Here is a 23,433-nt window from a genome sequence, read left to right on the forward strand (position 1 = left end):
CTTGAGGCATTCTTAAGAACGCCACGCGGCATCTTTGGCGGAAACTTCCAGAAAAGACGCGTAGGTTTTAGGAGTGAATGACAATCCCTTCGCCGGTCCGTTCGCCAAGCAGCCCCGCTCTCCCCTCGAGCTGTTGGACACGGTGCCGGAGTCGGTTCTTCGGCGGCTGAAGCAGTACTCAGGTCGGCTGGCCACCGAGGCGGTCTCGGTGATGGGCGATCGGTTGCCGTTCTTCTCCGACCTGGAAGCGTCGCAGCGGGCCAGCATGGCGTTGGTGGTGCAGACGGCCATCAACAACTTCGCCGAGTGGATGCAGGACCCGCACAGCAACGTCAGCCACACCGCGCAGGCCTTCGAGCTGGTGCCCCAGGACCTCGCCCGCCGCATCGCGCTGCGCCACAGCGTGGACATGGCGCGCGTGACCATGGACTTCTTCGAGGAGGTCGTCCCGCTGCTGGCCCGCTCCGAGGACCAGCTGACCGCGCTGACGGTGGGCATCCTCAAGTACAGCCGCGACCTGGCGTTCACCGCCGCGACCGCCTACGCGAACGCGGCCGAGGCCCGCGGGACCTGGGACAGCCGGATGGAGGCCAGCGTCGTCGACGCGGTGGTCCGCGGCGACACCGGCCCCGAGCTGCTGTCCCGCGCCGCGGCGCTGAACTGGGACACCACCGCCCCGGCGACGGTCGTGGTCGGCACCCCGGCCCCCGGCCGCGACGGGTCGACCGGCCCCGATGACAGCGAGCGCGCGAGCCAGCACGTCCGCGATATCGCCGCACAGCACGGGCGCGCGGCCCTCACCGACGTGCACGGCACCTGGCTGGTCGCGATCGTGTCCGGCCAACTGTCACCAACCGACAAATTCCTGGGCGATCTGCTGGCCGCGTTCGCCGACGGGCCCGTCGTCGTCGGACCCACCGCGCCCATGCTGACGGCGGCCTACCACAGCGCCAGCGAGGCGATATCAGGCATGAACGCCGTCGGCGGCTGGCGCGGAGCGCCACGTCCGGTGCCGGCCCGCGAACTGCTGCCGGAACGGGCCCTGATGGGCGATGCATCGGCGATCGTGGCGCTGCATACCGACGTGATGGGCCCCCTGGCCGACGCGGGTCCCACGCTGATCGAGACTCTTGACGCTTACTTAGATTGTGGCGGCGCCATTGAGGCTTGTGCCAGAAAGTTGTTCGTTCATCCAAACACCGTGCGCTACCGACTCAAGCGGATCACCGACTTCACCGGCCGCGATCCCATGCAGCCCCGCGACGCATATGTCCTGCGAGTGGCGGCGACGGTCGGACAGCTCAACTACCCGACCACTCCATCTAGCGCCGCCAACAACGCCATGCCACCGGTTCCGCTGCCGGTCAAAGCGCCTGTTGCGGGGCAATTCGTGGGATAGTGACCCAGGCAACAGATCGCGGCACGATATCAAACCCGTAGCTTACGGGGCCGTTTTGTAGGGTCTGCACAAAAACCTAAGACGAGGTTCATAATCTGTTACACCCGCCAAAACCGTTTCCACAGTGTTCTCTTAAACACGTGATTGCATTGCTTGCGCCCGGACAGGGTTCGCAGACCGAGGGGATGCTCTCGCCATGGCTGGAGCTCGCCGGCGCCGCTGACCAGTTGGCGCTGTGGTCCAAGGCCAGTGGCGTCGACCTCGTGCGCCTGGGCACCACCGCATCGACCGAAGAGATCACCGACACCGCCGTCACCCAGCCGCTGGTGGTGGCCGCCACGCTGCTGGCCCACCAGGAGCTGACCAAGCGCGGCCTGCTATCGGACGCCGAGCTGGTCGTGGCCGGCCATTCCGTCGGAGAGATTGCCGCCTACGCGATCGCCGGCGTGATCGCCGCCGACGATGCCGTCGCGCTGGCCGCCACCCGCGGCGCCGAGATGGCCAAGGCATGTGCCGTCGAGCCGACCGGCATGTCCGCGGTGCTCGGCGGCGACGAGGGCGACGTCCTGGCCCGCCTCGAGCAGCTCGACCTGTTCCCGGCCAACCGCAACGCCGCCGGGCAGATCGTCGCGGCCGGCCCGCTGACCGCGCTGGAGAAGCTGGCCGAAGACCCGCCGGAGAAGGCCCGGGTGCGCGCCCTCGGTGTGGCCGGAGCGTTCCACACCAAGTACATGGCGTCGGCGCTCGACGGCTACGCCGCTGCTGCGGCCGCCGTTCAGACGTCCGAGCCCACCGCCAAGCTGCTGTCCAACCGCGACGGCAAGCCGGTCACATCGGCGGCCGCGGCGATGGAGGCGCTGGTCGCTCAGCTGACCCAACCCGTCCGCTGGGACCTGTGCACCGCGACGCTGCGTGACCTGGAAGTCACTGCGGCCGTGGAGTTCCCGCCCGCGGGCACTCTCACCGGCATCGCCAAACGAGAACTTCGGGGGGTTACGGCTCGTGCCGTCAAGTCGCCCGCAGACCTGGACGCTTTGGCCGAGCTCTAAAGCCAGCTCGACCAGTTGCATAACCAGTACAACCGCATATCACGTCAATTCGACTAACACGCAACACATTACGAAGGGAAGAACGCCGTGGCCGTCAGCCAGGAAGAAATCATCGCCGGTATCGCCGAGATCATCGAAGAGGTGACCGGTATCGAGCCCTCCGAGGTCACCCCGGAGAAGTCCTTCGTCGACGACCTGGACATCGACTCGCTGTCGATGGTCGAGATCGCCGTTCAGACCGAGGACAAGTACGGCGTCAAGATCCCCGACGAGGACCTCGCTGGTCTGCGTACCGTCGGTGACGTCGTCTCCTACATCCAGAAGCTCGAGGAAGAGAACCCCGAGGCCGCCGAGGCGCTGCGCGCCAAGCTGGAGACCGAGAACCCCGACGCGGTCGCCAACGTCAAGTCGAGGCTGGAAGCAGACAGCAAGTGAGCAAGCCTTCCACTGCTAATGGCGGTTACCCCAATGTTGTGGTAACCGCCGTCACGGCGACGACATCGATCGCGCCGGACATCGAGAGCACGTGGAAGGGCTTGTTGGCCGGCGAAAGCGGCATCCACGTCCTCGAAGACGAGTTCGTCACCAAGTGGGATCTGCCCGTCAAGATCGGCGGTCACCTCAAGGAGCCCATCGACGAAAACATGAGCAGGCTGGACATGCGGCGCATGTCGTATGTCCAGCGGTTGGCCAAGGTGCTCAGCACTCAGCTGTGGGAGTCCGCCGGTAGCCCCGAGGTCGACCCCGACCGGTTCTCGGTCGTGGTCGGCACCGGGCTCGGCGGCGCCGAGCGGATCGTTGAGACCTACGACCTGATGAACGAGGGTGGCCCCCGCAAGGTGTCGCCGCTCGCCGTTCAGATGATCATGCCCAACGGCGCCGCGGCGGTGGTGGGCCTGCAGCTCGGCGCCCGCGCCGGGGTCATCACCCCGGTCTCGGCCTGCTCGTCGGGGTCGGAGGCGATCGCCCACGCGTGGCGTCAGATCGTCATGGGTGACGCGGACTTCGCTGTCTGCGGCGGGGTCGAGGGCCCCATCGAAGCGCTGCCCATCGCGGCGTTCTCGATGATGCGGGCCATGTCGACACGCAACGATGAGCCCGAGCGCGCATCGCGGCCATTCGACAAGGACCGCGACGGCTTCGTGTTCGGTGAAGCCGGTGCGCTGATGATCATCGAGACCGAAGAGCACGCCAAGGCTCGTGGCGCCAAGCCACTGGCCCGGTTGATGGGTGCAGGCATCACCTCGGACGCGTTCCACATGGTGGCACCGGCGGCGGACGGCGTGCGCGCCGGTCGCGCCATGACCCGATCGCTGGAGCTCGCAGGGTTGTCCCCCAAGGACGTCGACCACGTCAACGCCCACGGGACGGCAACGCCGATCGGTGACACGGCCGAGGCCAACGCCATTCGCGTCGCGGGTTGCCAAGAGGCGGCCGTGTACGCACCGAAGTCGGCTCTGGGGCACTCCATCGGTGCCGTCGGGGCTCTGGAATCTGTTCTCACGGTATTGAGCCTTCGGGACGGCGTGATACCGCCAACACTCAACTACGAAACCCCCGATCCCGAGATCGCTTTGGACGTTGTCGCGGGCGAACCCCGCTACGGCGACTTCCGTTATGCAATCAACAACTCATTCGGGTTCGGTGGCCACAACGTGGCCCTCGCCTTCGGGCGTTACTGAGCACGGAAGGAACGTTCGCAAGACCCATGACAGAGCTGGTTACCGGGAAAGCGCTCCCAAACGTGGTCGTCACTGGCGTCGCCATGACGACCGCGCTGGCGACTGATGCCGAAACCACTTGGAAGCTGTTGCTGGACAGCCAAAGTGGAATCCGGGTCCTCGAAGACCCCTTCGTCGAGGAATTCGACCTGCCGGTGCGTATCGGCGGGCATCTGCTGGAGGAATTCGACAGCCAGATGACCCGCATCGAGTTGCGCCGGACGGGCTACTTGCAGCGGATGTCCACCATTCTGGGCCGCCGGGTCTGGGAGAACGCCGGCTCCCCCGAGGTCGACAGCAATCGGCTGATGGTGTCCATCGGCACCGGCCTGGGGTCCTCGGAGGAGTTGGTTTACAGCTACGACGACATGCGCCAGCGTGGCATGAAGGCCGTCTCGCCGCTCGGGGTGCAGAAGTACATGCCCAACGGCGCCTCGGCAGCGGTGGGACTGGAACGGCACGCCAAGGCCGGGGTGATCACGCCCATATCGGCGTGCGCGTCGGGTTCTGAGGGTGTGGCGCAGGCCTGGCGCAACATCGTGTTCGGCGAGGCCGACATCGCCATCTGCGGTGGCGTCGAGACCAAGATCGAGGCGGTGCCGATCGCGGCGTTCGCCCAGATGCGCATCGTGATGTCGACCAAGAACGACGACCCGGTGGGCGCCTGTCGCCCGTTCGACCGCGACCGCACCGGCTTCGTGTTCGGCGAGGCCGGCGCGCTGATGGTCATCGAGACCGAGGAACACGCCAAAGCCCGCGGCGCCAACATCTTGGCCCGCATCATGGGCGCCAGCATCACCTCCGACGGCTACCACATGGTGGCCCCGGACCCCAACGGCGAACGCGCCGGACACGCCATGAGCCGCGCCATCCAGCTCGCCGGGCTCAGCCCCTCCGACATCGGCCACGTCAACGCCCACGCCACCGGCACCTCGGTCGGAGACGTCGCCGAGGCCAAGGCCATCAACAACGCGTTGGGCAGCAACAAACCGGCCGTCTATGCCCCCAAGGCCGCACTCGGCCACTCAGTGGGTGCGGTCGGTGCCGTGGAATCCATCCTGACCGTGCTCGCCCTACGCGACCAGGTAGTCCCGCCCACGCTCAACCTGGAAAACCTCGACCCCGAAATCGACCTCGACGTCGTGGCAGGCAAACCCCGCCCCGGCAACTACGAGTACGCGATCAACAACTCGTTCGGCTTCGGCGGACACAACGTGTCCATCGCCTTCGGGCGGTACTGAACCAAGCAACACCGAACATCAGGAGACCTGCGATGACTATCACGGCCCCCGAGACGGTTGGCGAGTCGCTCGACCCTCGCGACCCGCTGTTGCGCTTGAGCAATTTCTTCGACGATGACACCGTCGAGCTGCTGCACGAGCGCGACCGTTCCGGCGTCCTTGCCGCCGCGGGGACCGTGAACGGTGTGCGCGCCATCGCGTTCTGCACCGACGGCACCGTCATGGGCGGCGCGATGGGCATCGAGGGCTGCACGCACATCGTCAACGCCTACGACACCGCCATCGAGGAGCAGAGCCCGATCGTGGGTATCTGGCACTCCGGCGGTGCGCGGCTGGCCGAGGGTGTCAAGGCGCTCCACGCGGTGGGCCTGGTCTTCGAGGCGATGATCCGGGCATCCGGCTACATCCCGCAGATCTCGGTGGTCGTCGGCTTCGCGGCCGGCGGCGCCGCCTACGGGCCGGCCCTGACCGACGTGATCGTGATGGCCCCGGAGAGCCGGGTGTTCGTCACCGGGCCCGACGTGGTGCGCAGCGTCACCGGCGAGGACGTGGACATGTGCTCGCTCGGCGGCCCTGAGACCCACCACAAGAAGTCCGGGGTGTGCCACATCGTCGCCGACGACGAGCTCGACGCTTTTGAGCGTGGTCGCCGGTTGGTCGGGTTGTTCTGCCAGCAGGGGCATTTCGACCGCAACAAGGCCGAGGCCGGTGACACCGACATCCACGCGCTGCTGCCCGAGTCGGCGCGGCGGGCCTACGACGTCCGCCCGATCGTGACCGCGATCCTCGACGACGAGACGCCGTTCGACGAGTTCCAGGCCAACTGGGCGCCGTCGATGGTGATCGGTCTGGGCCGGTTGTCCGGGCGCACGGTCGGCGTGCTGGCCAACAACCCGCTGCGTCTGGGCGGTTGTCTGAACTCCGAAAGCGCCGAGAAGGCAGCACGTTTCGTGCGGCTGTGTGACGCGTTCGGTATTCCGCTGGTCGTGATCGTCGACGTGCCCGGCTATCTGCCCGGTGTCGACCAGGAGTGGGGCGGCGTGGTGCGCCGCGGCGCCAAGCTGCTGCACGCGTTCGGCGAGTGCACGGTTCCGCGTGTCACGCTGGTCACCCGAAAGACCTACGGCGGGGCCTACATTGCGATGAACTCCCGGTCGCTGAACGCGACCAAGGTGTACGCGTGGCCGGACGCCGAGGTTGCGGTGATGGGCGCCAAGGCCGCCGTCGGCATTCTGCACAAGAAGAAGCTGGCCGCCGCGGCGGATCACGAGCGCGAAGCGCTGCACGACCAGCTGGCCGCCGAGCACGAGCGGATCGCGGGCGGCGTAGACAGCGCCATCGAGATCGGCGTGGTCGACGAGAAGATCGACCCGTCGCACACCCGCAGCAAGCTCACCGAGGCGCTGGCCCAGGCGCCCGCGCGCCGCGGCCGCCACAAGAACATCCCGCTGTAATTATTCGGCCCGCGGAGTTAACGGGCCAGAATCGCCGAAAGCGCTTGCCGTAGCACCCCTTCGGGGTCGGCGGGAAATTCGTCGGCGCGCCACCCGACGAAGTCGTCCGGGCGGATCAGCAGCGCCCCCTCCGGGGGCAGTCCGGTAACCGCTCCCCACTCGTCGCTGTAGAACCGATGCGCGGCCAGCGACACCGAAGCGGCCGCAGCGCACCATCGCTCGTCCCCGGACAGCACGGTGAATCGGGGTCCAAGCAGATCGAGTGTCGAGACGCCGTCGCGCACCCAGACGTGCGGCACCCGGGTGCCGGGCTGGGCGCACAGCTCGTCCACCAGGCCATCGCCGTCCGCATCGCGTGTGACGACTGCGGCCGAGCGGTATCGGTATCCGATGAGCAAGGAAAACATCGAGCACTCTTCGTCGGCCGGCAACTGCGGCACGTCGCCACCCGCCCGCAGCAGCGCCACCGACGGCCCGGTGAGGGACTGGCGCGCAGTGAATCGGCCCACCGGATGACGCTCAGCATGGTAGGTCGCCAGCAGCTCGGGCGCGGCCGTGCCGTGCAGGACGGCGGCGAGTTTCCACGCCAGGTTGTGCGCGCTTTGAATGGCGGTGTTGGCTCCCCCGGCCTTGAACGGAGGCATGGTGTGCGCCGAATCGCCGACGAGAAATGCGCGCCCACAACTGAATTGGTCGGCCACCAGCTCGTAGGGTTGCCACGCAGCTACCTCGATGATGTCGATGTCGATCTGCTCGCCGATCGCCTTGGTGAGCACCTCGCGGCAGCGCTGCGGGGTGAACTGCTCGGCCGATTCGCCCGCGCCGGGCAGGTAGGTGGTGATGAACATGCCGAGATCGCCTTGGGCGACCAGGAAGATGCCGTCCACGTCGTCGTTCTTGACCTGTACGCCATCGCCGTCGTGCAACTCCGGGATGAACCGTCGCCACGGCGCCCGGAAGTAGATGAAGACGACATAGATCGGCAGCGCGCCATATCCGGATGCGCTGATGCCCAGCCAGCTACGGATCGGGCTGTGCACGCCGTCGGCGCCGATGAGATAGTCGGCGCGGATGGTCTCCGACTCCCCCGACTCCGCGTCGCGCACCACCGCGGTGACCCCGGTGTCGTCCATCTGGATCGAGGACACCTCCGTGCCGTAGCGCACGTCGTTGCCGCCTCGTCGGGCGGCATCGCGCAGGATCGGCTCGAGCCGGCTCTGCGGGCAATATTGTGCCGCCGGCTCGGGGCTCAACTTGTCCAGGCCGGCGAAGATCGCTTTGACGTCGAGCGCCGGTTCTTCCACGGCGCTGTTCAGCGTGGGCCTGACCACCATCGCCGAGACGTGCTCGGCGACCGCGCGCACCTCGTCGCGAAGCCCCAGGCCGCGCAGCACTTCCGAGCTGCGGAAACTCAGATTGCGGGCCTTCGGATAGAGGAAGAATTCTCGTCGCTTCTCGACCAGTAGCGCGCGGACCCCGTATTGGGCCAGCAGCGCCGACGTCGCCAGCCCGCCGACGCCGGCTCCGACAATGAGCACCGGAACACGGGTAACCATCGCATTCACCTCCGGGCCTAGCACCAGACTACAATTATGACAGCGACTACCATTATGCATTAACTGTCATAATATGCCCGGTTTGCTACCGGAAATGCCAGCCAAGGGCCGTTGCGCGTCAGCAAGAGTGGGTAAACAACGCACCAGGGCAGCGTCAGTGCAATCAGGTATCAGACAGAAGGCGGCATCGGATGGTTCGTGAAGAGGGGGGCCGGTGGGACGTCGGCATCCAAAGCAACGCGGTTTACGTTGCGCGCATCTCAGAAAGCGACAAACGGATATTCGACGATTCGATATCAGCTGAAGAGGCCCGTGACCTCGCTGGCCTGTTGACGAAGTTCGCAGCCAAGCTCGAAGAGTCCGCGGATTCCGACACGAAGGACGATTCCGAGGACTCCGATAAGTCCGAGAAGTCCGGGAACGGCAAAGACACCAAAGACACCAAGAAGTCCGAGGACACCTCTGACTCCGAGGACTCCGACGACTCCGAGGACTCCGAGGACAGCGACGACACCAAAGACACCGACAAGTCCGAGGACAGCAAGGACTCCGAGGACAGCGAGGACTCCAAAGACAGCGAGGACTCCGAGGACTCCGATAAGTCCGAGGACTCCGATAAGTCGTCGAACTAGGTGCGGTCTCCACGCGCCGACGGTCGCTAGCCGAAGCGCGCCAGGAACTCCTCGGCGACAGCCACGGCCCGCTCCCGATCGCGCGCGACCAAGCCGATCCGGGTCCGCCGGTCCAGGATGTCGGAGGCATTCAGCGCGCCCTCATGGGTTATCGCATACGCGAATTCCGCTCTGCTGACATCGATTCCGTCTACGACCGGCTCGGTCGGCCGGTCGCAGGCCGCGACGGCGACAACCTTGGGCGCCTCGGCGCCGTACCGCTGCACCAGCGACACCGGCAGCTCGGTATCCGGCGCTGCGATCACCCCGGGATTGGCCGGAGCTCCGATCAACGGCAGGTTGCGGGTCCGGCATTTTCCGGCGCGCAGGCGCCGCACCCGAATCGCGCGATCCAGCACATCCTGTGCCATATAGCGGTATTCGGTCAGCTTGCCGCCGATCACGCTGATCACCCCGGACGCCGATTCCACGACGGCGTGTTCGCGGGACACGTCGGCGGTGCGTCCTTCGCCGGTATCGATCAGCGGCCGCAGCCCGGCGTAGGCGCCGATCACGTCGGTGGCGGTGAGCCCGGTGCCCAATGCGGTGTTCACCGTGTCCAGCAGGAACGTGATCTCTTCGACCGACGGTTCGGGCACGTCGGGAATGGGGCCGGGAGCCGCTTCGTCGGTCAGCCCCAGATAAACCCGGCCCAATTGTTCGGGCATGGCGAACACGAAGCGGTTGAGCTCACCCGGAATCGGAATCGTCAGCGCCGCAGTCGGATTGCCGAAGGCCTGGGCATCGAAGACCAGATGCGTGCCCCGGCTGGGCCGCAACCGCAACGATCCGTCGATCTCGCCTGCCCACACCCCGGCCGCGTTGATGACCGCGCCCGCCGACACGTCGAACGACTCCCCGCAGTGCAGGTCGGTCAGCCGCACCGAGGTGCCGCTGGCCAGCGATGCCGACACCTTGGTCAGGATCCGCGCGCCGTGCTGCGCCGCGGTGCGCGCGACCGCGGTGACCAGTCGGGCGTCGTCGATCAATTGACCGTCGTAGGCCAGGAAGCCGCCATCCAGGCCGTCGCGCCGCACGGTCGGCGCCATCTCCACGACGCGCTGGGCCGAAACCCGGCGCGAGCGAGGCAGGGTCGACGCCGGGGTGCCGGCGAGGAACCGCAGCGCGTCACCGGCCATGAAGCCGCCGCGCACCAGCGCACGCTTACCCGGGCTCATCGACGGCAGCAGCGGCACTAACTGGGGCATCGCATGAACCAGGTGGGGGGCGTTGCGCGTCATCAAGATTCCGCGCTCGATGGCGCTGCGTCGGGCGATGCCCAGGTTGCCGGTCGCCAGGTAGCGCAGCCCGCCGTGCACGAGCTTGGAACTCCAGCGGCTGGTGCCGAACGCCAGATCGTGTTTGTCCACCAGCGCCACCCGCAGGCCACGCGCGGCGGCATCCAACGCGATGCCGGCGCCGGTGATGCCGCCGCCGATCACCACGACGTCCAGCGTTTCACCCTCGGCGAGTGCGGTCAGGTCGGCGGCGCGGCGGGCGGCGTTCAGGGCGGTCGGATCGGGTATCACGACAGGTATCCGTTCAGCGAGTAGGCCAGCTCGGTGGCCAGCGCGTCGGCGTCGAGCATCGGTTCGACGATCCGCGCCGACTGGATGGTCGACTGCGCGATCAGCAACACCATGGTCGCCATCTGGACGGGGTCCCCGAGCCGGACGCTGCCGTGCCGCTGAGCCACCCGCACCCGGGCGGCGAGCGCGTCGATCAACATGCGCTGGCTGGTCCCCAGGCGTTCGGTGATGTACGTCGACGCGAGATCCGAGCGCAGCACCGACATCACCAATCGGTCCGCCCGTAACAGATCGGTTACCGTAACTATCTGTCGCACAAGCGATTCCCGATCGTTCCCAAGCAGCGGAGCGTCCCGCATCGCCTCGGTGATGTGCTGGGTCAACAGCGCCGCCACGATCGACGGCGTGTCCGGCCACCGCCGGTACACCGTCGGCCTGCTGACACCCGCGCGCCGGGCTATCTCGGCGAGGGTCACCCGGTCCACGCCGAAATCCACCACGCAGCTGGCGGCCGCCGCGAGGATGCGCTCGCCGGTATCCAACTCGGTGTTACGGATTGACAACATATGTAATACTGTAACGCATGACCGATCCTCAGGGGCTATTGCCGCCGATGAAATGGAACGCGTGGGGAGATCCCGCCGCGGCCAAGCCGCTCTCGGAGGGCATCCGGTCATTGCTGCAGCAGGCCGTGGGGGTCGAGGGGTCCCGCACGGCCGAACCGCGATCCGACCAAGTGCAATTGCGCCCGTCGGCGTTGTCGCAGTCCGATCGGGACGCACTGGCCGCGATCGTCGGCGCCGAATACTGCCGCACGGCGGACCCCGATCGGTTGCTGCATGCGGGCGGCAAATCGACCATCGACCTGCTGCGTCGCAACGACCGCGGGGTCCAGGATGCGCCCGACGCCGTGTTGCTTCCCGGCGATGACGAAGCGGTGGCCGAGATCCTGCGCCACTGCTCGCAGCATCGCATCGCCGTCGTGCCCTTCGGTGGGGGCACCAGCGTGGTCGGTGGGCTCGATCCCGACCGCGGGGAGTTCTCCGCCGTCGTCTCTCTTGATTTACGCCGCTTCGATCAACTGATCTCGCTGGACGAGGTGTCCGGCCAGGCCGTTTTCGGGGCCGGGGTCACCGGACCGGAGGCCGAACGACTCCTTGGCGCGCAAGGTTTTTCGCTCGGCCATTTTCCGCAGAGCTTTGAGTACGCCACCATCGGCGGCTTCGCCGCGACCCGCTCCTCCGGTCAGGACTCGGCGGGCTACGGCCGGTTCAACGACATGGTGCGCGGTCTGCGCGTGGTCACCCCGGTTGGCACCCTGGATCTGGGTCGCGCACCGGAATCCGCCGCGGGCCCCGATCTGCGCCAGCTGTTGATCGGCTCGGAGGGCACCCTGGGCGTCATCACGCAGGTGCGGCTGCGCGTGCACCGCGCGCCGGAAGCCGTCCGCTACGAGGCGTGGTCGTTCCCCGATTTCGAGACCGGGGCCGCGGCCCTGCGCGCCGTCACCCAGAATGCCACCGGCCCCACCGTCATTCGGCTCTCCGACGAGGCCGAGACCGGAGTCAACCTGGCCACCACCGAGGCGATCGGCGAATCTCAGATCACCGGCGGATGCCTGGCCATCACCATGTTCGAGGGCACCGCGGAACACGTCGAAAGCCGGCACGCCGAAACCAGCGCGCTGCTGGCGGCCCAGGGCGGAACCTCGCTGGGCGACGGTCCGGCCCAGGCCTGGGAGCACGGCCGGTTCGGCGCTCCGTACCTGCGCGATTCGCTGCTGGCGGCGGGAGCGCTGTGCGAAACGCTGGAGACCGCCACCGACTGGGCAGGCGTCCCCGGGCTGAAAGCCGCTGTCACACAGTCACTTACCGACGCGCTCGCCGCGACTGGCACGCCCGCCCTGGTGATGTGTCACATCTCCCACGTCTACCCCACCGGCGCATCGTTGTACTTCACCGTCGTCGCCGGGCAACGGGGCAACCCGATCGAGCAATGGAAAGCCGCCAAAAAGGCCGCGTCGGATGCCATCATGGCCACCGGCGGGACCATCACCCACCACCATGCGGTCGGCGTCGACCACCGGCCGTGGATGCGCGACGAGATAGGCGAGCTGGGAGTGCAGGTATTACGCGCGGTCAAGGCGACGCTGGATCCGGCCGGAATTCTCAATCCCGGCAAGCTGATTCCGTGACGGCCGAGCTGCACCGCCGAGAGATCGGCAAGGTGATCGCGCTGACCAACCCGGTATCGGGCCACGGCGCCGCGATCCACGCGGCCCAGCTCGCGATTGCCCGGCTGCACCGCCGCGGCGTGGAGGTCGTCGAAATCATCGGCGACGATGCGCAAGACGCGCGCCACCTGGTGGGCGCGGCCTTGGAGAACGGCACCGATGCGGTCATGGTGACCGGAGGCGACGGCGTTGTCTCCAACGCCCTGCAGGTGTTGGCCGGCACCGACATTCCGCTGGGCGTGATTCCGGCCGGCACCGGCAACGACCACGCCCGCGAATTCGGCATCCCCACCAAGGACGCCGAGACCGCCGCGGACATCGTCGTCGACGGCTGCACGGAATCCATTGACCTGGGCCTGATTCGGGACAGCAGCGGGGCCGAGAAATGGTTCGGCACCGTGGCGGCCGCCGGCTTCGATTCGCTGGTCACCGATCGCGCCAACCGGATGAGCTGGCCGCACGGCCGGCTGCGCTATTACGTCGCGATGCTCGCCGAGCTGTCACAGCTGCGGCTCCTGCCATTTCGCATGGTGCTCGACGGGACCAAAGAGATCGACGCGGATATCACGCTCGCGGCCTTCGGCAACACCCGCAGCTACGGCGGCGGGCTGCAGATCTGCCCCGGCGCCGACCACACCGACGGCCTGCTCGACATCACCATGGTGCATGAGGCATCGCGCACCAAGCTGGTCCGCCTGTTCCCCACCGTGATGAAGGGCACCCACGTCAACCTCGACGAGGTGAGCACGGCGCGGGCCAAATCCATCCATGTCGAGTGCCCCGGCATCAACGTCTACGCCGACGGCGACTTCGCCTGCGCGCTACCGGCTGAGATCTCGGTGGTTGCGGGCGCTCTGCAGATTCTGCGCCCGGGCGTACCAGCAGACCGAGAGCGGTGAGCTGGATTTGCTGACTATCACTGGCAGACGTGAAAGACTTCCAGCTACGGGAAAGCAAGGCCGTGGGGTGTCAACGATGGACTTCTACGCGGTGCTCGACGAGGTGGTCGCGCTGGTCCGCAGCCGTCGGCGGGTGTCATATCAGGCGCTGAAGCTGAACTTCGGCCTGGATGATAAGCACCTCCAAGCGCTTAAGGAAGAGGTGCTCTACTCGCACGGAGCAACGATTCGTGACGAGGGCTCCGGTTTTGTGTGGGCCGAAGAACCAACGGTCGCTCCCACCGCGCTGCAGTCGCAACCTCCGGAGCCCGAACGCCGCCACCTCACAATGATGTTCTGTGACCTTGTGGGTTCCACGCCGCTCGCCAGCCAATTCGATCCCGAAGAGTGGCGGGAGATCATGCGGGCCTATTACGACACCTGCGGCAAGGTGATCGCACGCTTTGATGGTCACATCGCCCAATACCTCGGCGACGGCCTGCTCGTCTACTTCGGTTATCCCCTCGCTCACGAAGACGATGCGCAACGGGCTGTTCGCGCGGGGCTGGGCATCCTGGAAGCGGTCGGACAGCTCAACGCCGGCCTCACTGAAAAGCACGGTGTGTCACTGGCTGTGCGTCTGGGGTGCCACACCGGGCTCGTGGTAGTCGGCGAGCTGGGCGGCACGGGTCACGACGATATGGCGCTGGGCGAAACGCCCAATATTGCGGCTCGGCTGCAGGGCATCGCGGAACCAAACACGTTGGTAGTCGGCGCCTTAACGCACCAACTCCTGAGTGGCCTGTTCACCTGCCGGTCGTTGGGGAGCCCGCCCCTGAAAGGCGTCGCCACGCCTCTGGAGGTGTACCAGGTGCTCTCTGAAAGCACCGCCCGCAGTCGACTGGAAGCGATTGGCAGCGCCGGCCTCACCCCGCTGGTAGGGCGTCAAACCGAGGTGCAACGGCTCGACGAAAACTGGGCCGAGGTGGTCAATGGCCACGGACGGGTGGTGTTGCTCAGTGGTGAGGCGGGAATCGGCAAATCCCGGCTCGTCCGCCACATCAGCGAACGCGCCGCCGACACCGCGTGGCTGATCCCGTTCCAGTGTTCGCCCTTCTATCAAGACACCGCTTTGTATCCGGTGATCGACGCGCTCCAACGGGTGGCGTTGGGCTTCCAGCCCGAGGATTCCGCCACACAGAAGCTGCGCAAGCTCGAGGGTTGGCTAGTCCAGTACGGACAATCCCTAACTGATGCGGTACCGCTTTTTGCCTCCCTGTTGTCGATTCCCTTGACGCCGGAATACAACCCAGTGACCGCGCCCCCGGATCAGCTGAAACAGCAAACCTTGCAAGCGATCGCGTCGCTCATACGTAACAGAGCGGCCCGGCAGCCACTGCTGTTTGTCATGGAAGATCTGCAATGGGTGGATCCCACGACAATCGAGCTCCTCAGTCTGATCATCGAGCAGGCGGCCACCGCTCGAATCATGATGCTGTTGACGTACCGACCGACCTTCGAACCGCCGTGGGCGCCGCTCGCACACCTCTCCGCGGTCACGCTCGGTCGTTTGCCAGCCGATGAGGCCGCCGAACTGACCAGCCGAGTCGCCGGCGAAAAGACCCTGCCGGTAGACGTTATGGACCAGGTGATAGCCAAGACCGACGGCGTACCGCTGTTCGTCGAAGAGCTGACCAAGATGCTGCTCGAGTCCGGGCTACTCATCGAGCACGCCGAATGCTATGAGCTGACCGGACCGTTGCCCGCATTGGCGATTCCCAACACGCTGCACGACTCGCTGACCGCGCGCCTGGACCGGTTATCACCGGTGAAATCGCTTGCCCAGCTAGCCGCGACATTGGGGCGTGACTTCAGCTATGCGTTGCTGCGGGCCGTCGCGCCGTGGGACGAAGACACGCTGCGACGGGGACTGCACCAGCTGAAGGAATCCGAGCTGTTATACGAGCAGGGGGTGCCGCCAACGGCAAGCTACCGGTTCAAGCATGCGTTGATCCAGGACGCCGCTTACCAGTCGCTTCTGAGAAGCACTCGCCAACATCACCATCAGCGCATCGCTCAAACGCTCGAATCCTGTTTCCCTGAAACGGCTTCCACACAACCCGAACTGCTGGCGCACCACTACACCGAAGCCGGCTTGACTGCGCTGGCCATTCCCTATTGGCAAGCCGCCGGGCAACGGGCATTGCAGCGCTATGCCAACCGGGAAGCCGCCACCCACGCATCGCGGGGCTTGGAGTTGCTCAGCGCTTTGCCTGACACACCACAACGCGCCAAGCAAGAACTCTCGTTGCAGATCGTGCTCGGCCCAGCCTTGAGTTTCGTGCGCGGCCCGCAATCGGGAGAACACATCTACGCCCGAGCCTGCGAGTTGGCGCGGCAGGTCGGCGCTGCCCCAGAACTCTTCCCGGCGCTGTCCGGCTTGCAATACGCAGAAATAGTGCGCGGGCATATGCATAAGGCGCGGGCTCTGGCGGAGGAGTATCTGGGGCTAGCCGAGCCGAAACAGGACCCGCTCATCTTGGCGGTGGGACACCGGATGCTGGCCTATACGGCGTGGTGGCAGGGCGACTTCACCGATGCGCGGGACCACAGCGCTCAAGGCCTCGCCTTCTATAGCCGCGACCAGCACCGGGAATGCGTTATGAGCTACACACAGGATTCTGGAGTCCTATGCGGATATCTCAGCGGACTAGCGGACTGGGTCTTGGGCTACCCAACACGGGCGGTGCAGGCCATGGATCGGACGGTGGCGCACGCGCGCGAGCTCGCACATCCTTACAGCATCGCGATAACACTTCTGTTCGCTGCCCAACTAGCTCAACTGCGCCGGGATCCCGAGTCCGCACGAAAGCAGGCGGAAGAAGCAATTGCGATTTCTCGGGAGCATGGCCTTGACGCCGTGGAGCTCTGGTGCCTCCTGCCCCGAGGGTGGGCGTTCGCCGAGCAGGGTGAGGTGACCAAAGGCATCTCGGACATCCGCGAAGCGATGGAACGCCGTCGAGTCCATGGCATCGGTGCCGTGTGGCCGTGGTTCTTCGCCTTGTTGGGAGAGGCATATGGCAAGGCAGGACAGCTTGAGGATGGGTTAGAGGCGCTGCAGGAAGCGCTTGACTGGGTGAACCGTAACGACGAGCGACTCTACGAAGCCGAGGCATACCGGATCCGGGGCGAGCTACTGCTCAAACAGGAGGCATCGAATTCTGCTGGGGCAGAACAGTGTTTCTCCCAGGCATTGCAGGTCGCCCGCCAACAACAAGCGAGGTCTTGGGAGCTGCGCGCGGCCATCAGCTTGGCTCGCCTGCGGCAGCAGGAGGGAAGGCGCGAGGATGCCCGCGAGTTACTGCTGCCAATATATTCCTGGTTCACGGAGGGTTTTGATACCGCCGACTTGCAAGACGCCCGCACGCTCGCAGACCGCTTGTCGTAATGCTTTAACGTGCGCCGGCCACAGGGTGGTGCCTTGCGCTCTGCAGATTCTGCGCCCCGCTCAAACGCGCTAGCGGATGGGCTAGCGCGTTACCGAGTCGCTCATTGCTTCCAGAGCGGCGGCCCGAACTGGCCGCCGAGCGAAAAATCTAACCGACGCCCCGGCTGAGCCAGGTCACCTCGCCGGCGTCGCCACCGTCGCGGTAGGCCTCGAGCGCCTCGTCCCAGGCCGTGCCCAGCACCGAGTCCAACTCCGCGGCCAGGGTGTCGGCGCCCTGGGCCATCATCGCCCGCAGCCGCATCTCCCCGACCATGATGTCGCCGTTGGCGCTCATCGCCCCGCTCCACAGGCCGAGCTGCGGGGTGTGGCTGAACCGGTGGCCGTCGACGCCGGGGCTGGGGTCCTCGGTGACCTCGAACCGCAACACGGACCAGGACCGCAGCGCGTTGGCCAGTTTGGCGCCGGTGCCCACCGGCCCGACCCAGTTGGTGACCGCGCGCAGCTGTCCGGGCATTGCCGGCTGGGGCGTCCAGTTCAGGTTCGCCTTGGCACCAAGGGACGACGACAACGCCCACTCGACATGCGGGCAAACCGCCGCGGGCGACGCGTGCACGTACACCACGCCGGTCGTCACGTCGGCGAATTGATTCGACGCTCGCATTTCCTGCTCCTTCGGTTCCACGAGGGACGTCTTCCCCAACGACCTGCGGACCCGACAAACAGGGCAGCTTGCTTGAAATCTTCGATTTTTTGTGTGTCGTGCGTGTCTATTGTGCCTTGTGATACCCCTGTTGCGCTAGTGTTCATTTCCCGCTAGCTGTAATCGGCGATCACGGCGTCCGAAAGCGCCGGCCACGGCCGCAGCGCCCACTCCCCGAAATCCCGGTCCGTCAGGACCACCAGCGCCAGCTCATTTTCGGGATCTGCCCAGATGAAACCGCCTGCCTGGCCAAAATGGCCATACGTGCGCGCCGAATTCTGCGCGCCCGTCCAGTGCGGCGATTTTGTGTCTCGCAGCTCGAAACCCAGCCCCCAATCGTTGGGGCGCTGTACCCCGTAACCCGGCAGCACGCCGTCCAGACCGGGAAACTGCACCGTCGTCGCCTCGGCGTGCAGGCCCTGCGAGACCGTCGACGGGCGCAGCAGGTCCCCGGCGAACGCCGCCAGGTCGGCCACTGTCGACCTCGCCCCGAATCCGGCGGCCACCGCGCCGCCGTGCAGCTCGGTCGCCGCCATGCCCAGCGGCTCGCACACCGCCTCGGTCAGGTAGCGCGCAAACTCGATGCCGGTCTCGTGCTCCACGGTCTGGCCCAGCACGGTGAAGCCCTGATTCGAGTAGATCCGCCGGGCGCCGGGCACGGCCAGCACCCGGTCGTCGTGCATCGATAGACCCGAGGTGTGGGCAAGCAGGTGGCGGACGGTCGCGCCGGGTGGGCCGGCCGCCGTGTCGAGATCGACCGCGCCTTCCTCGATGGCGACCTGCACGGCCCGCGCCGCCAGCGGCTTGGTCACCGAAGCCAGCTCGAACACCCGCTCGGTGTCGCCGTGGCTGGCCAGCACGCCGCCCGGACCAACCACCGCTGCTGCGGCGGCCCCGACCGGCCAGTCGTTCAGGGCGTCCAGAGCCGCCATCACTTCCGGGCGATGTAGTAGTTGTTGATCGGGTCCGACTCGATCTCGGCCACGCTCACGTCGTCGAAGCCGGCATCGCCCAGCATCGAGACGGCCAGTTGCGTCCCCCACGCGGTGCCCAGTCCGGCGCCGTCCAGCGCCAGCGACACCGTCATGCAGTGCATCAGCGAGGTCGTGTACAGGTAGGTGCTCATCGGGACGCCGACGTTCTCCTCGAGCCGGCTCGACGCCTTGATGTCGGCCATCAGCAGCACACCGCCGGGGCGCAGCGCCCGGTAGATGTTTTGCAGGACCTGCGCCGGCTGCGCCTGATCGTGGATGGCGTCAAAGACGGTGATGACGTCGTAGGCGTCCGCCTTGTCCAGATCAGCGAGATTGTGGCTTTCGAAGGCCGCATTGGACAGGCCCCGTTCGGCGGCCTCTGCGATCCCGGTGGCGATGGCCTGCTCGGAAAAGTCGATGCCGGTGAAGCGGCTGGCCGGAAACGCTTGTGCCATCACGTTGATGGCGTGTCCGCTGCCGCAGCCGAAATCCGCCACGTCGGCTCCGGACCTCAGCCGCTCCACGAGGCCGTCCACCAACGGCAGCACCACGTCGACCAACGCGGTGTCGTACACCACGCCGCTCTGCTCGGCCATCAACGCGTGGAAACGGGGAAACTCGCTGTACGGCAGCCCGCCCCCGGCGCGGAAGCACCCGATGATCTTTTGTTCGACTTCGGCGAGCACCGGAACGAGCAGGGTCACCAGGGCCAGATTGTCCGGTCCGGCCTGGCGGGTCAGCACCCTGGCTCGCTGCGCGGGCAACGAGTAGGTCGCGGTGTCGGGGTCGTAGTCGACGACGCGTCCGGTGGTCATGCCGGCCAGCCACTCCCGGACGTAGCGTTCGTTGAGGCCGGCCGCCGCGGCGATCTGCTCGCTGGTGACGGGAGCCAACCCGGACATCGTGTCCAGCAGCCCGGTCTGATGCCCGATGCTGAGCAACAGCGTCAGGCTGGCGCCGTCGATGGCCGCGGTGATTCGTTCGGTGAATTCTTCGGTGGTTTCCAAAGCCGTCACGCCCAGGGACGCTACACCCGGTTGATGGCCCGCCGGTTGCCGACAGCGAATGGGTGGACAGGCCGCCGCGAGATGTATGGCGGCGGTCAGTAGGTTGGAGCCCATGAGTCAGACAGTGCGCGGCGTGATTTCACGCAAGAAGGGCGAACCCGTCGAATTGGTGGACATCGTCGTCCCGGATCCCGGACCCGGCGAGGCTCTGGTCGACGTCATCGCCTGCGGGGTGTGCCACACCGACCTGACCTACCGCGAGGGCGGCATCAACGACGAGTATCCGTTCCTGCTCGGCCACGAGGCCGCCGGCCGGGTCGAGGCCGTCGGCCCCGACGTGACCGCCGTCGCGCCGGGCGACTTCGTCATCCTGAACTGGCGCGCGGTGTGCGGGCAATGCCGGGCCTGCAAGCGCGGCCGCCCGCACCTGTGCTTCGACACCTTCAATGCCACCCAGAAGATGACACTGACCGACGGCACCGAGCTCACGCCCGCGCTGGGCATCGGCGCGTTCGCCGACAAGACGCTGGTGGCAGCCGGCCAGTGCACCAAGGTCAATCCCGAGGCCGACCCCGCGGTCGCGGGTCTGCTGGGCTGCGGGGTGATGGCGGGGCTGGGTGCGGCGATCAACACCGGCGCCATCACCCGGGACGACACCGTCGCCGTGATCGGTTGCGGCGGCGTGGGCGACGCCGCGATCGCCGGTGCGGCGCTGGTGGGCGCGCGGCGGATCATCGCCGTCGACACCGACAACACCAAACTGGACTGGGCCCGCAAGTTCGGCGCCACCCACACCGTCAACGCCCGCGAACTCGACGTCGTCAAAACGATTCAGGACCTCACCGACGGCTTCGGGGCCAACGTGGTGATAGACGCCGTCGGCCGGCCGGAGACCTGGAAGCAGGCGTTCTACGCCCGCGACCTCGCCGGAACCGTTGTGCTGGTTGGTGTTCCGACCCCCGACATGCGCCTGGACATGCCGCTGGTGGACTTCTTCAGCCACGGCGGTTCGTTGAAGTCGTCGTGGTACGGCGATTGCCTGCCCGAACGCGACTTCCCCACCTTGATCGACCTGTATCTGCAGGGCCGGCTGCCGCTGGAGCAGTTCGTCTCCGAGCGCATCGGGCTCGGTGATGTGGAAGAGGCGTTCCACCGGATGCACGGCGGCGAGGTGCTGCGCTCGGTGGTGGTGCTCTGATGGCGGACATCGAACGGCTGGTCACCCACGGCACCTTCGAACTCGACGGTGGCAGTTGGGAAGTCGACAACAACATCTGGATCGTGGGCGACGATTCCGACGTGGTGGTGTTCGACGCCGCGCATTCCGCCGAGCCGATCCTGGCGGCGGTGGGTAAGCGCAATGTGGTCGCGGTGGTGTGCACCCACGGCCACAACGACCACGTCACCGTGGCACCCGAACTGGGCGTGGCCCTGGACGCCCCCGTGCTGCTGCATCCCGGCGACGACGTGCTGTGGCGAATGACGCACCCCGACAAAGACTTCCGCGCGATCGCCGACGGTGACACGCTCGACGTCGCCGGCACCGAGCTGCTGGCGCTGCACACGCCGGGCCACTCCCCCGGATCGGTGTGCTGGTACGCCCCGGAGGTGGGCCCCAAAGGCGTGGTGTTCAGCGGGGACACCCTGTTCTCCGGGGGCCCCGGCGCCACCGGGCGCTCCTATTCGGACTTCCCGACCATCCTGCAGTCGATTTCCGGCCGGCTCGGCACCTTGCCCGGCGACACCGTCGTGCATACCGGCCACGGCGACAGCACCACCATCGGCGACGAAATCGTGCACTACGAGGAATGGGTGGCCCGCGGCCACTGATTCGTCCACGCCGAACTGTCAACCGGATCGGCCTCTATCGTTGACCCATGCCGCCTGAACCCCGGATGCCCGAATCGAGCATTGTGGTGCGGCCCGAGCCTGCCTACACCGAGGCGTCGCGGCTGCGGGCCGCGGGGTTGGCGCAGGCGATCGCGGCGTTCGAGCGGGCCGCCGAACAGGTGGCGCTGCCAAGGGCTCCGCAGCCGATCGTCGTCGCCGACTACGGCGCGGCCAACGGCCACAATTCGCTCAAGCCGCTGTCGGCGGCCATCGCGGTGCTGCGCCGCCGCACCCGCCACGATCACGCAATCCTGGTGGCGCACACCGATGTACCGGGCAATGACTTCGCCGCGCTGTTCGAGACGGTGGCCGACGACCCGGAGAGCTACCTGCACTCCGACACGGCGACGTTCACCTCGGCGGTCGGCCGTTCGTTTTATGACCAGATCGTGCCGTCCAAGACGGTCAACCTGGGCTGGACGTCGTGGGCGACGCAGTGGCTGAGCCGAACTCCCTGCGAGGTGCACGATCACGTGCACGCCTCGCGCAGCAAGGACGACGCCGTGCACTCGGCCTATGCCGACCAGGCGGCTCTGGACTGGCATAACTTCGTCGCCTTCCGTGGCCGGGAATTGGCCCCCGAGGGCCGTCTGGTGGCACTGACGCTGGCCGCCGACGAAGACGACACCGCGGGCTTCGGCCCGCTGCTCGACGCCATCGTCGAGGCGCTGGACGATCAGGCGCGCGACGGCCTGCTGAAGCCAGATGAGTTGCGGCGCATGGCAGTTCCCACCTTCGCCCGTGCCGAGAAGGATTTTCGCGCCCCGTTCGCGCCGAAGGGCCGGTTCGAAGGCCTGATGATCGAGCACCTCGAGATGTTCAACGCCGAGGACCGGTTCTGGGCTCGCTACCAGTTAGACCACGACGCAGAGGCTTTCGGCGAGCAGTGGGCGGCCTTCGCCCGGTTCGTGCTGTTCCCCTCCCTGGTGGCCGCGCTCGACGGTGGGGTCCACGACGAGCGGGCGGCGCATTTCGTCGAGCAGCTGACGGGCGCGGTGGCCGAGCGGCTGTCCAGCGCGCCCGAGCCGATGCGGATTCCGCAGGCCGTGGTCGTGCTGGTCAAGCGCGACGCATCGCGCTGATGAGAGTTTCGGCACAACAGCGCAGCGGGTAACCCCTAGCAATCGTCAACCTGCGACTGCAAGGGGGTAGACGCATGAGCGTGCAGGACGATAAAGGGACTGAGGACGACAAGGGAACTAAGGACGATAGAAAGAGCGATCGAGCCGAACAAGCTGATCAAACTGGTGGAAAGGATGATGAGCAACGGCTGACCGAGAAGCCCGAGCCGGACGAGGATGCCAAAAAGAAGGCCGCCGAGATGATGGAGGCCTACAAGGAAAAGCCCACGATCGTCCTGCCGGGCACCGGCGGAAGCGTGTCCGGCACCGCGGTCAACGATTGGCTGGACGAAGACGGCAATCCCAGGCACGAAGAACCCGAGGGCTCGGATGCCCAGCGCTCGGATACCCAGGATTCGGATTCTCAGAGCTCGGATGCCCAGGACTCTGATACCCAAGGTTCGGATGCCGACGAGAAGGGCGATGGCCAGCGCGACGAAGAGGCGCTGAAGGAGCAAATCGAAAAGGACAAGGCCCTCAACGAGAAGCTGAAAGAAGCCGCCCAGGAGGAGAACAAGGGCGAAAAAGGCAAGAAGGGCGAAAAGGGCGAAAAGGACGAAAA

The 23,433-nt window shown here is 66.5% G+C and carries 19 protein-coding genes and 1 pseudogene; 14 read left to right on the plus strand and 6 right to left on the minus strand.

The genetic code is table 11. The features are described 5' to 3' along the window. Window positions 1–73 precede the first annotated feature (73 nt). The 6 genes from ACZYVJ_RS04490 (at window position 74) to ACZYVJ_RS04515 (ending at window position 6,864) form a co-directional block, all read left to right on the plus strand. On the plus strand, window positions 74–1,399 hold the full coding sequence (locus tag ACZYVJ_RS04490; RefSeq protein ID WP_463829927.1) for a PucR family transcriptional regulator: 1,326 nt from the start codon (window positions 74–76) through the stop codon (window positions 1,397–1,399). 140 nt (window positions 1,400–1,539) lie between these two features. Then, a complete protein-coding gene (locus ACZYVJ_RS04495; RefSeq protein ID WP_463829928.1) occupies window positions 1,540–2,448 on the plus strand; it encodes an ACP S-malonyltransferase in 909 nt (302 codons plus the stop codon). A gap of 87 nt (window positions 2,449–2,535) precedes the next feature. Next, a complete protein-coding gene (gene acpM / locus ACZYVJ_RS04500) occupies window positions 2,536–2,883 on the plus strand; it encodes a meromycolate extension acyl carrier protein AcpM (RefSeq protein ID WP_064877187.1) in 348 nt (115 codons plus the stop codon). After that, window positions 2,880–4,130: a 3-oxoacyl-ACP synthase KasA gene (gene kasA / locus ACZYVJ_RS04505; protein WP_463829929.1), complete on the plus strand. Its 1,251-nt coding sequence runs from the start codon at window positions 2,880–2,882 to the stop codon at window positions 4,128–4,130. Before acpM ends, kasA begins: the two co-directional genes overlap by 4 nt. A 26-nt stretch (window positions 4,131–4,156) precedes the next feature. Beyond that, window positions 4,157–5,410 (plus strand): 3-oxoacyl-ACP synthase KasB, encoded by a 1,254-nt coding sequence (kasB, locus tag ACZYVJ_RS04510; protein ID WP_463829930.1) that lies wholly within the window; start codon window positions 4,157–4,159, stop codon window positions 5,408–5,410. Between the two features lie 32 nt (window positions 5,411–5,442). Then, the gene (locus ACZYVJ_RS04515) at window positions 5,443–6,864 is read left to right on the plus strand and encodes an acyl-CoA carboxylase subunit beta (RefSeq protein WP_463829931.1); all 1,422 of its coding nucleotides are present in this window, start codon (window positions 5,443–5,445) and stop codon (window positions 6,862–6,864) included. 17 nt (window positions 6,865–6,881) lie between these two features. On the opposite strand, the gene ACZYVJ_RS04520 is transcribed toward ACZYVJ_RS04515, so the two are convergent. After that, window positions 6,882–8,420, minus strand: coding sequence for an FAD-dependent monooxygenase (locus ACZYVJ_RS04520; protein ID WP_463829932.1), 1,539 nt, complete (start codon window positions 8,418–8,420; stop codon window positions 6,882–6,884). A 191-nt stretch (window positions 8,421–8,611) separates the two neighbouring features. On the opposite strand from ACZYVJ_RS04520, the gene ACZYVJ_RS04525 reads away from it, so the two are divergent. Beyond that, the gene (locus ACZYVJ_RS04525) at window positions 8,612–9,052 is read left to right on the plus strand and encodes a hypothetical protein (RefSeq protein ID WP_463829933.1); all 441 of its coding nucleotides are present in this window, start codon (window positions 8,612–8,614) and stop codon (window positions 9,050–9,052) included. Between the two features lie 26 nt (window positions 9,053–9,078). Here the strand turns inward: ACZYVJ_RS04525 and ACZYVJ_RS04530 are convergent, their stop codons facing one another. Both ACZYVJ_RS04530 and ACZYVJ_RS04535 read right to left on the minus strand, forming a co-directional pair. Further along, on the minus strand, window positions 9,079–10,620 hold the full coding sequence (locus ACZYVJ_RS04530) for a glycerol-3-phosphate dehydrogenase/oxidase (protein WP_463829934.1): 1,542 nt from the start codon (window positions 10,618–10,620) through the stop codon (window positions 9,079–9,081). Continuing rightward, on the minus strand, window positions 10,617–11,186 hold the full coding sequence (locus ACZYVJ_RS04535) for a TetR/AcrR family transcriptional regulator (protein ID WP_463829935.1): 570 nt from the start codon (window positions 11,184–11,186) through the stop codon (window positions 10,617–10,619). The genes ACZYVJ_RS04530 and ACZYVJ_RS04535 overlap by 4 nt, the downstream gene beginning before the upstream one ends. Before the next feature lie 47 nt (window positions 11,187–11,233). On the opposite strand from ACZYVJ_RS04535, the gene ACZYVJ_RS04540 reads away from it, so the two are divergent. From ACZYVJ_RS04540 to ACZYVJ_RS04550, 3 genes are all read left to right on the plus strand, one after another. Then, window positions 11,234–12,814, plus strand: coding sequence for an FAD-binding oxidoreductase (locus tag ACZYVJ_RS04540; RefSeq protein ID WP_463832836.1), 1,581 nt, complete (start codon window positions 11,234–11,236; stop codon window positions 12,812–12,814). After that, the gene (locus ACZYVJ_RS04545) at window positions 12,811–13,752 is read left to right on the plus strand and encodes a diacylglycerol kinase (RefSeq protein WP_463829936.1); all 942 of its coding nucleotides are present in this window, start codon (window positions 12,811–12,813) and stop codon (window positions 13,750–13,752) included. The genes ACZYVJ_RS04540 and ACZYVJ_RS04545 overlap by 4 nt, the downstream gene beginning before the upstream one ends. A 76-nt stretch (window positions 13,753–13,828) precedes the next feature. Beyond that, complete coding sequence (locus ACZYVJ_RS04550; protein WP_463829937.1) at window positions 13,829–17,179, plus strand: AAA family ATPase; 3,351 nt, start codon at window positions 13,829–13,831, stop codon at window positions 17,177–17,179. Window positions 17,180–17,327: 148 nt separating this feature from the next. On the opposite strand, the gene ACZYVJ_RS04555 is transcribed toward ACZYVJ_RS04550, so the two are convergent. The 3 genes from ACZYVJ_RS04555 to ACZYVJ_RS04565 form a co-directional block, all read right to left on the minus strand. Next, entirely contained in the window at window positions 17,328–17,840 is a 513-nt protein-coding gene (locus ACZYVJ_RS04555) for a DUF3145 domain-containing protein (RefSeq protein WP_463829938.1), read from the minus strand. A gap of 152 nt (window positions 17,841–17,992) precedes the next feature. Next, a complete protein-coding gene (locus ACZYVJ_RS04560; RefSeq protein WP_463829939.1) occupies window positions 17,993–18,811 on the minus strand; it encodes a serine hydrolase domain-containing protein in 819 nt (272 codons plus the stop codon). Further along, the gene (locus ACZYVJ_RS04565; protein ID WP_463829940.1) at window positions 18,811–19,869 is read right to left on the minus strand and encodes a class I SAM-dependent methyltransferase; all 1,059 of its coding nucleotides are present in this window, start codon (window positions 19,867–19,869) and stop codon (window positions 18,811–18,813) included. Before ACZYVJ_RS04565 ends, ACZYVJ_RS04560 begins: the two co-directional genes overlap by 1 nt. A 103-nt stretch (window positions 19,870–19,972) precedes the next feature. On the opposite strand from ACZYVJ_RS04565, the gene ACZYVJ_RS04570 reads away from it, so the two are divergent. The 4 genes and pseudogenes from ACZYVJ_RS04570 to ACZYVJ_RS04585 all read left to right on the plus strand — a co-directional run. After that, window positions 19,973–21,058 carry an S-(hydroxymethyl)mycothiol dehydrogenase gene (locus tag ACZYVJ_RS04570; protein ID WP_463829941.1) on the plus strand — a complete coding sequence of 362 codons (1,086 nt, stop codon included), beginning with the start codon at window positions 19,973–19,975 and terminating at the stop codon, window positions 21,056–21,058. After that, complete coding sequence (locus ACZYVJ_RS04575) at window positions 21,058–21,690, plus strand: MBL fold metallo-hydrolase (protein WP_463829942.1); 633 nt, start codon at window positions 21,058–21,060, stop codon at window positions 21,688–21,690. Before ACZYVJ_RS04570 ends, ACZYVJ_RS04575 begins: the two co-directional genes overlap by 1 nt. Window positions 21,691–21,737: 47 nt before the next feature. Further along, window positions 21,738–22,832, plus strand: a complete 1,095-nt coding sequence (locus ACZYVJ_RS04580; protein WP_463829943.1) for a class I SAM-dependent methyltransferase — start codon at window positions 21,738–21,740, stop codon at window positions 22,830–22,832. A gap of 188 nt (window positions 22,833–23,020) precedes the next feature. Then, window positions 23,021–23,203 (plus strand): annotated as a pseudogene (locus ACZYVJ_RS04585) (hypothetical protein); the annotation flags it as partial. Between the last annotated feature and the right edge of the window lie 230 nt (window positions 23,204–23,433).

It is taken from the genome of Mycobacterium sp. IDUB_3, from assembly GCF_055419585.1.

Coding starts and splice junctions, on each gene's coding strand:
- ACZYVJ_RS04580 (WP_463829943.1), top strand. CDS start 21,738: ATGCCGCCTGAACCCCGGATGCCCGAATCGAGCATTGTGGTGCGGCCC.
- ACZYVJ_RS04535 (WP_463829935.1), bottom strand. CDS start 11,186: ATGTTGTCAATCCGTAACACCGAGTTGGATACCGGCGAGCGCATCCTC.
- ACZYVJ_RS04560 (WP_463829939.1), bottom strand. CDS start 18,811: ATGGCGGCTCTGGACGCCCTGAACGACTGGCCGGTCGGGGCCGCCGCA.
- ACZYVJ_RS04520 (WP_463829932.1), bottom strand. CDS start 8,420: ATGGTTACCCGTGTTCCGGTGCTCATTGTCGGAGCCGGCGTCGGCGGG.
- ACZYVJ_RS04515 (WP_463829931.1), top strand. CDS start 5,443: ATGACTATCACGGCCCCCGAGACGGTTGGCGAGTCGCTCGACCCTCGC.
- ACZYVJ_RS04555 (WP_463829938.1), bottom strand. CDS start 17,840: ATGCGAGCGTCGAATCAATTCGCCGACGTGACGACCGGCGTGGTGTAC.
- kasB (WP_463829930.1), top strand. CDS start 4,157: ATGACAGAGCTGGTTACCGGGAAAGCGCTCCCAAACGTGGTCGTCACT.
- ACZYVJ_RS04540 (WP_463832836.1), top strand. CDS start 11,234: ATGAAATGGAACGCGTGGGGAGATCCCGCCGCGGCCAAGCCGCTCTCG.
- ACZYVJ_RS04570 (WP_463829941.1), top strand. CDS start 19,973: ATGAGTCAGACAGTGCGCGGCGTGATTTCACGCAAGAAGGGCGAACCC.
- ACZYVJ_RS04575 (WP_463829942.1), top strand. CDS start 21,058: ATGGCGGACATCGAACGGCTGGTCACCCACGGCACCTTCGAACTCGAC.
- ACZYVJ_RS04525 (WP_463829933.1), top strand. CDS start 8,612: ATGGTTCGTGAAGAGGGGGGCCGGTGGGACGTCGGCATCCAAAGCAAC.
- ACZYVJ_RS04550 (WP_463829937.1), top strand. CDS start 13,829: ATGGACTTCTACGCGGTGCTCGACGAGGTGGTCGCGCTGGTCCGCAGC.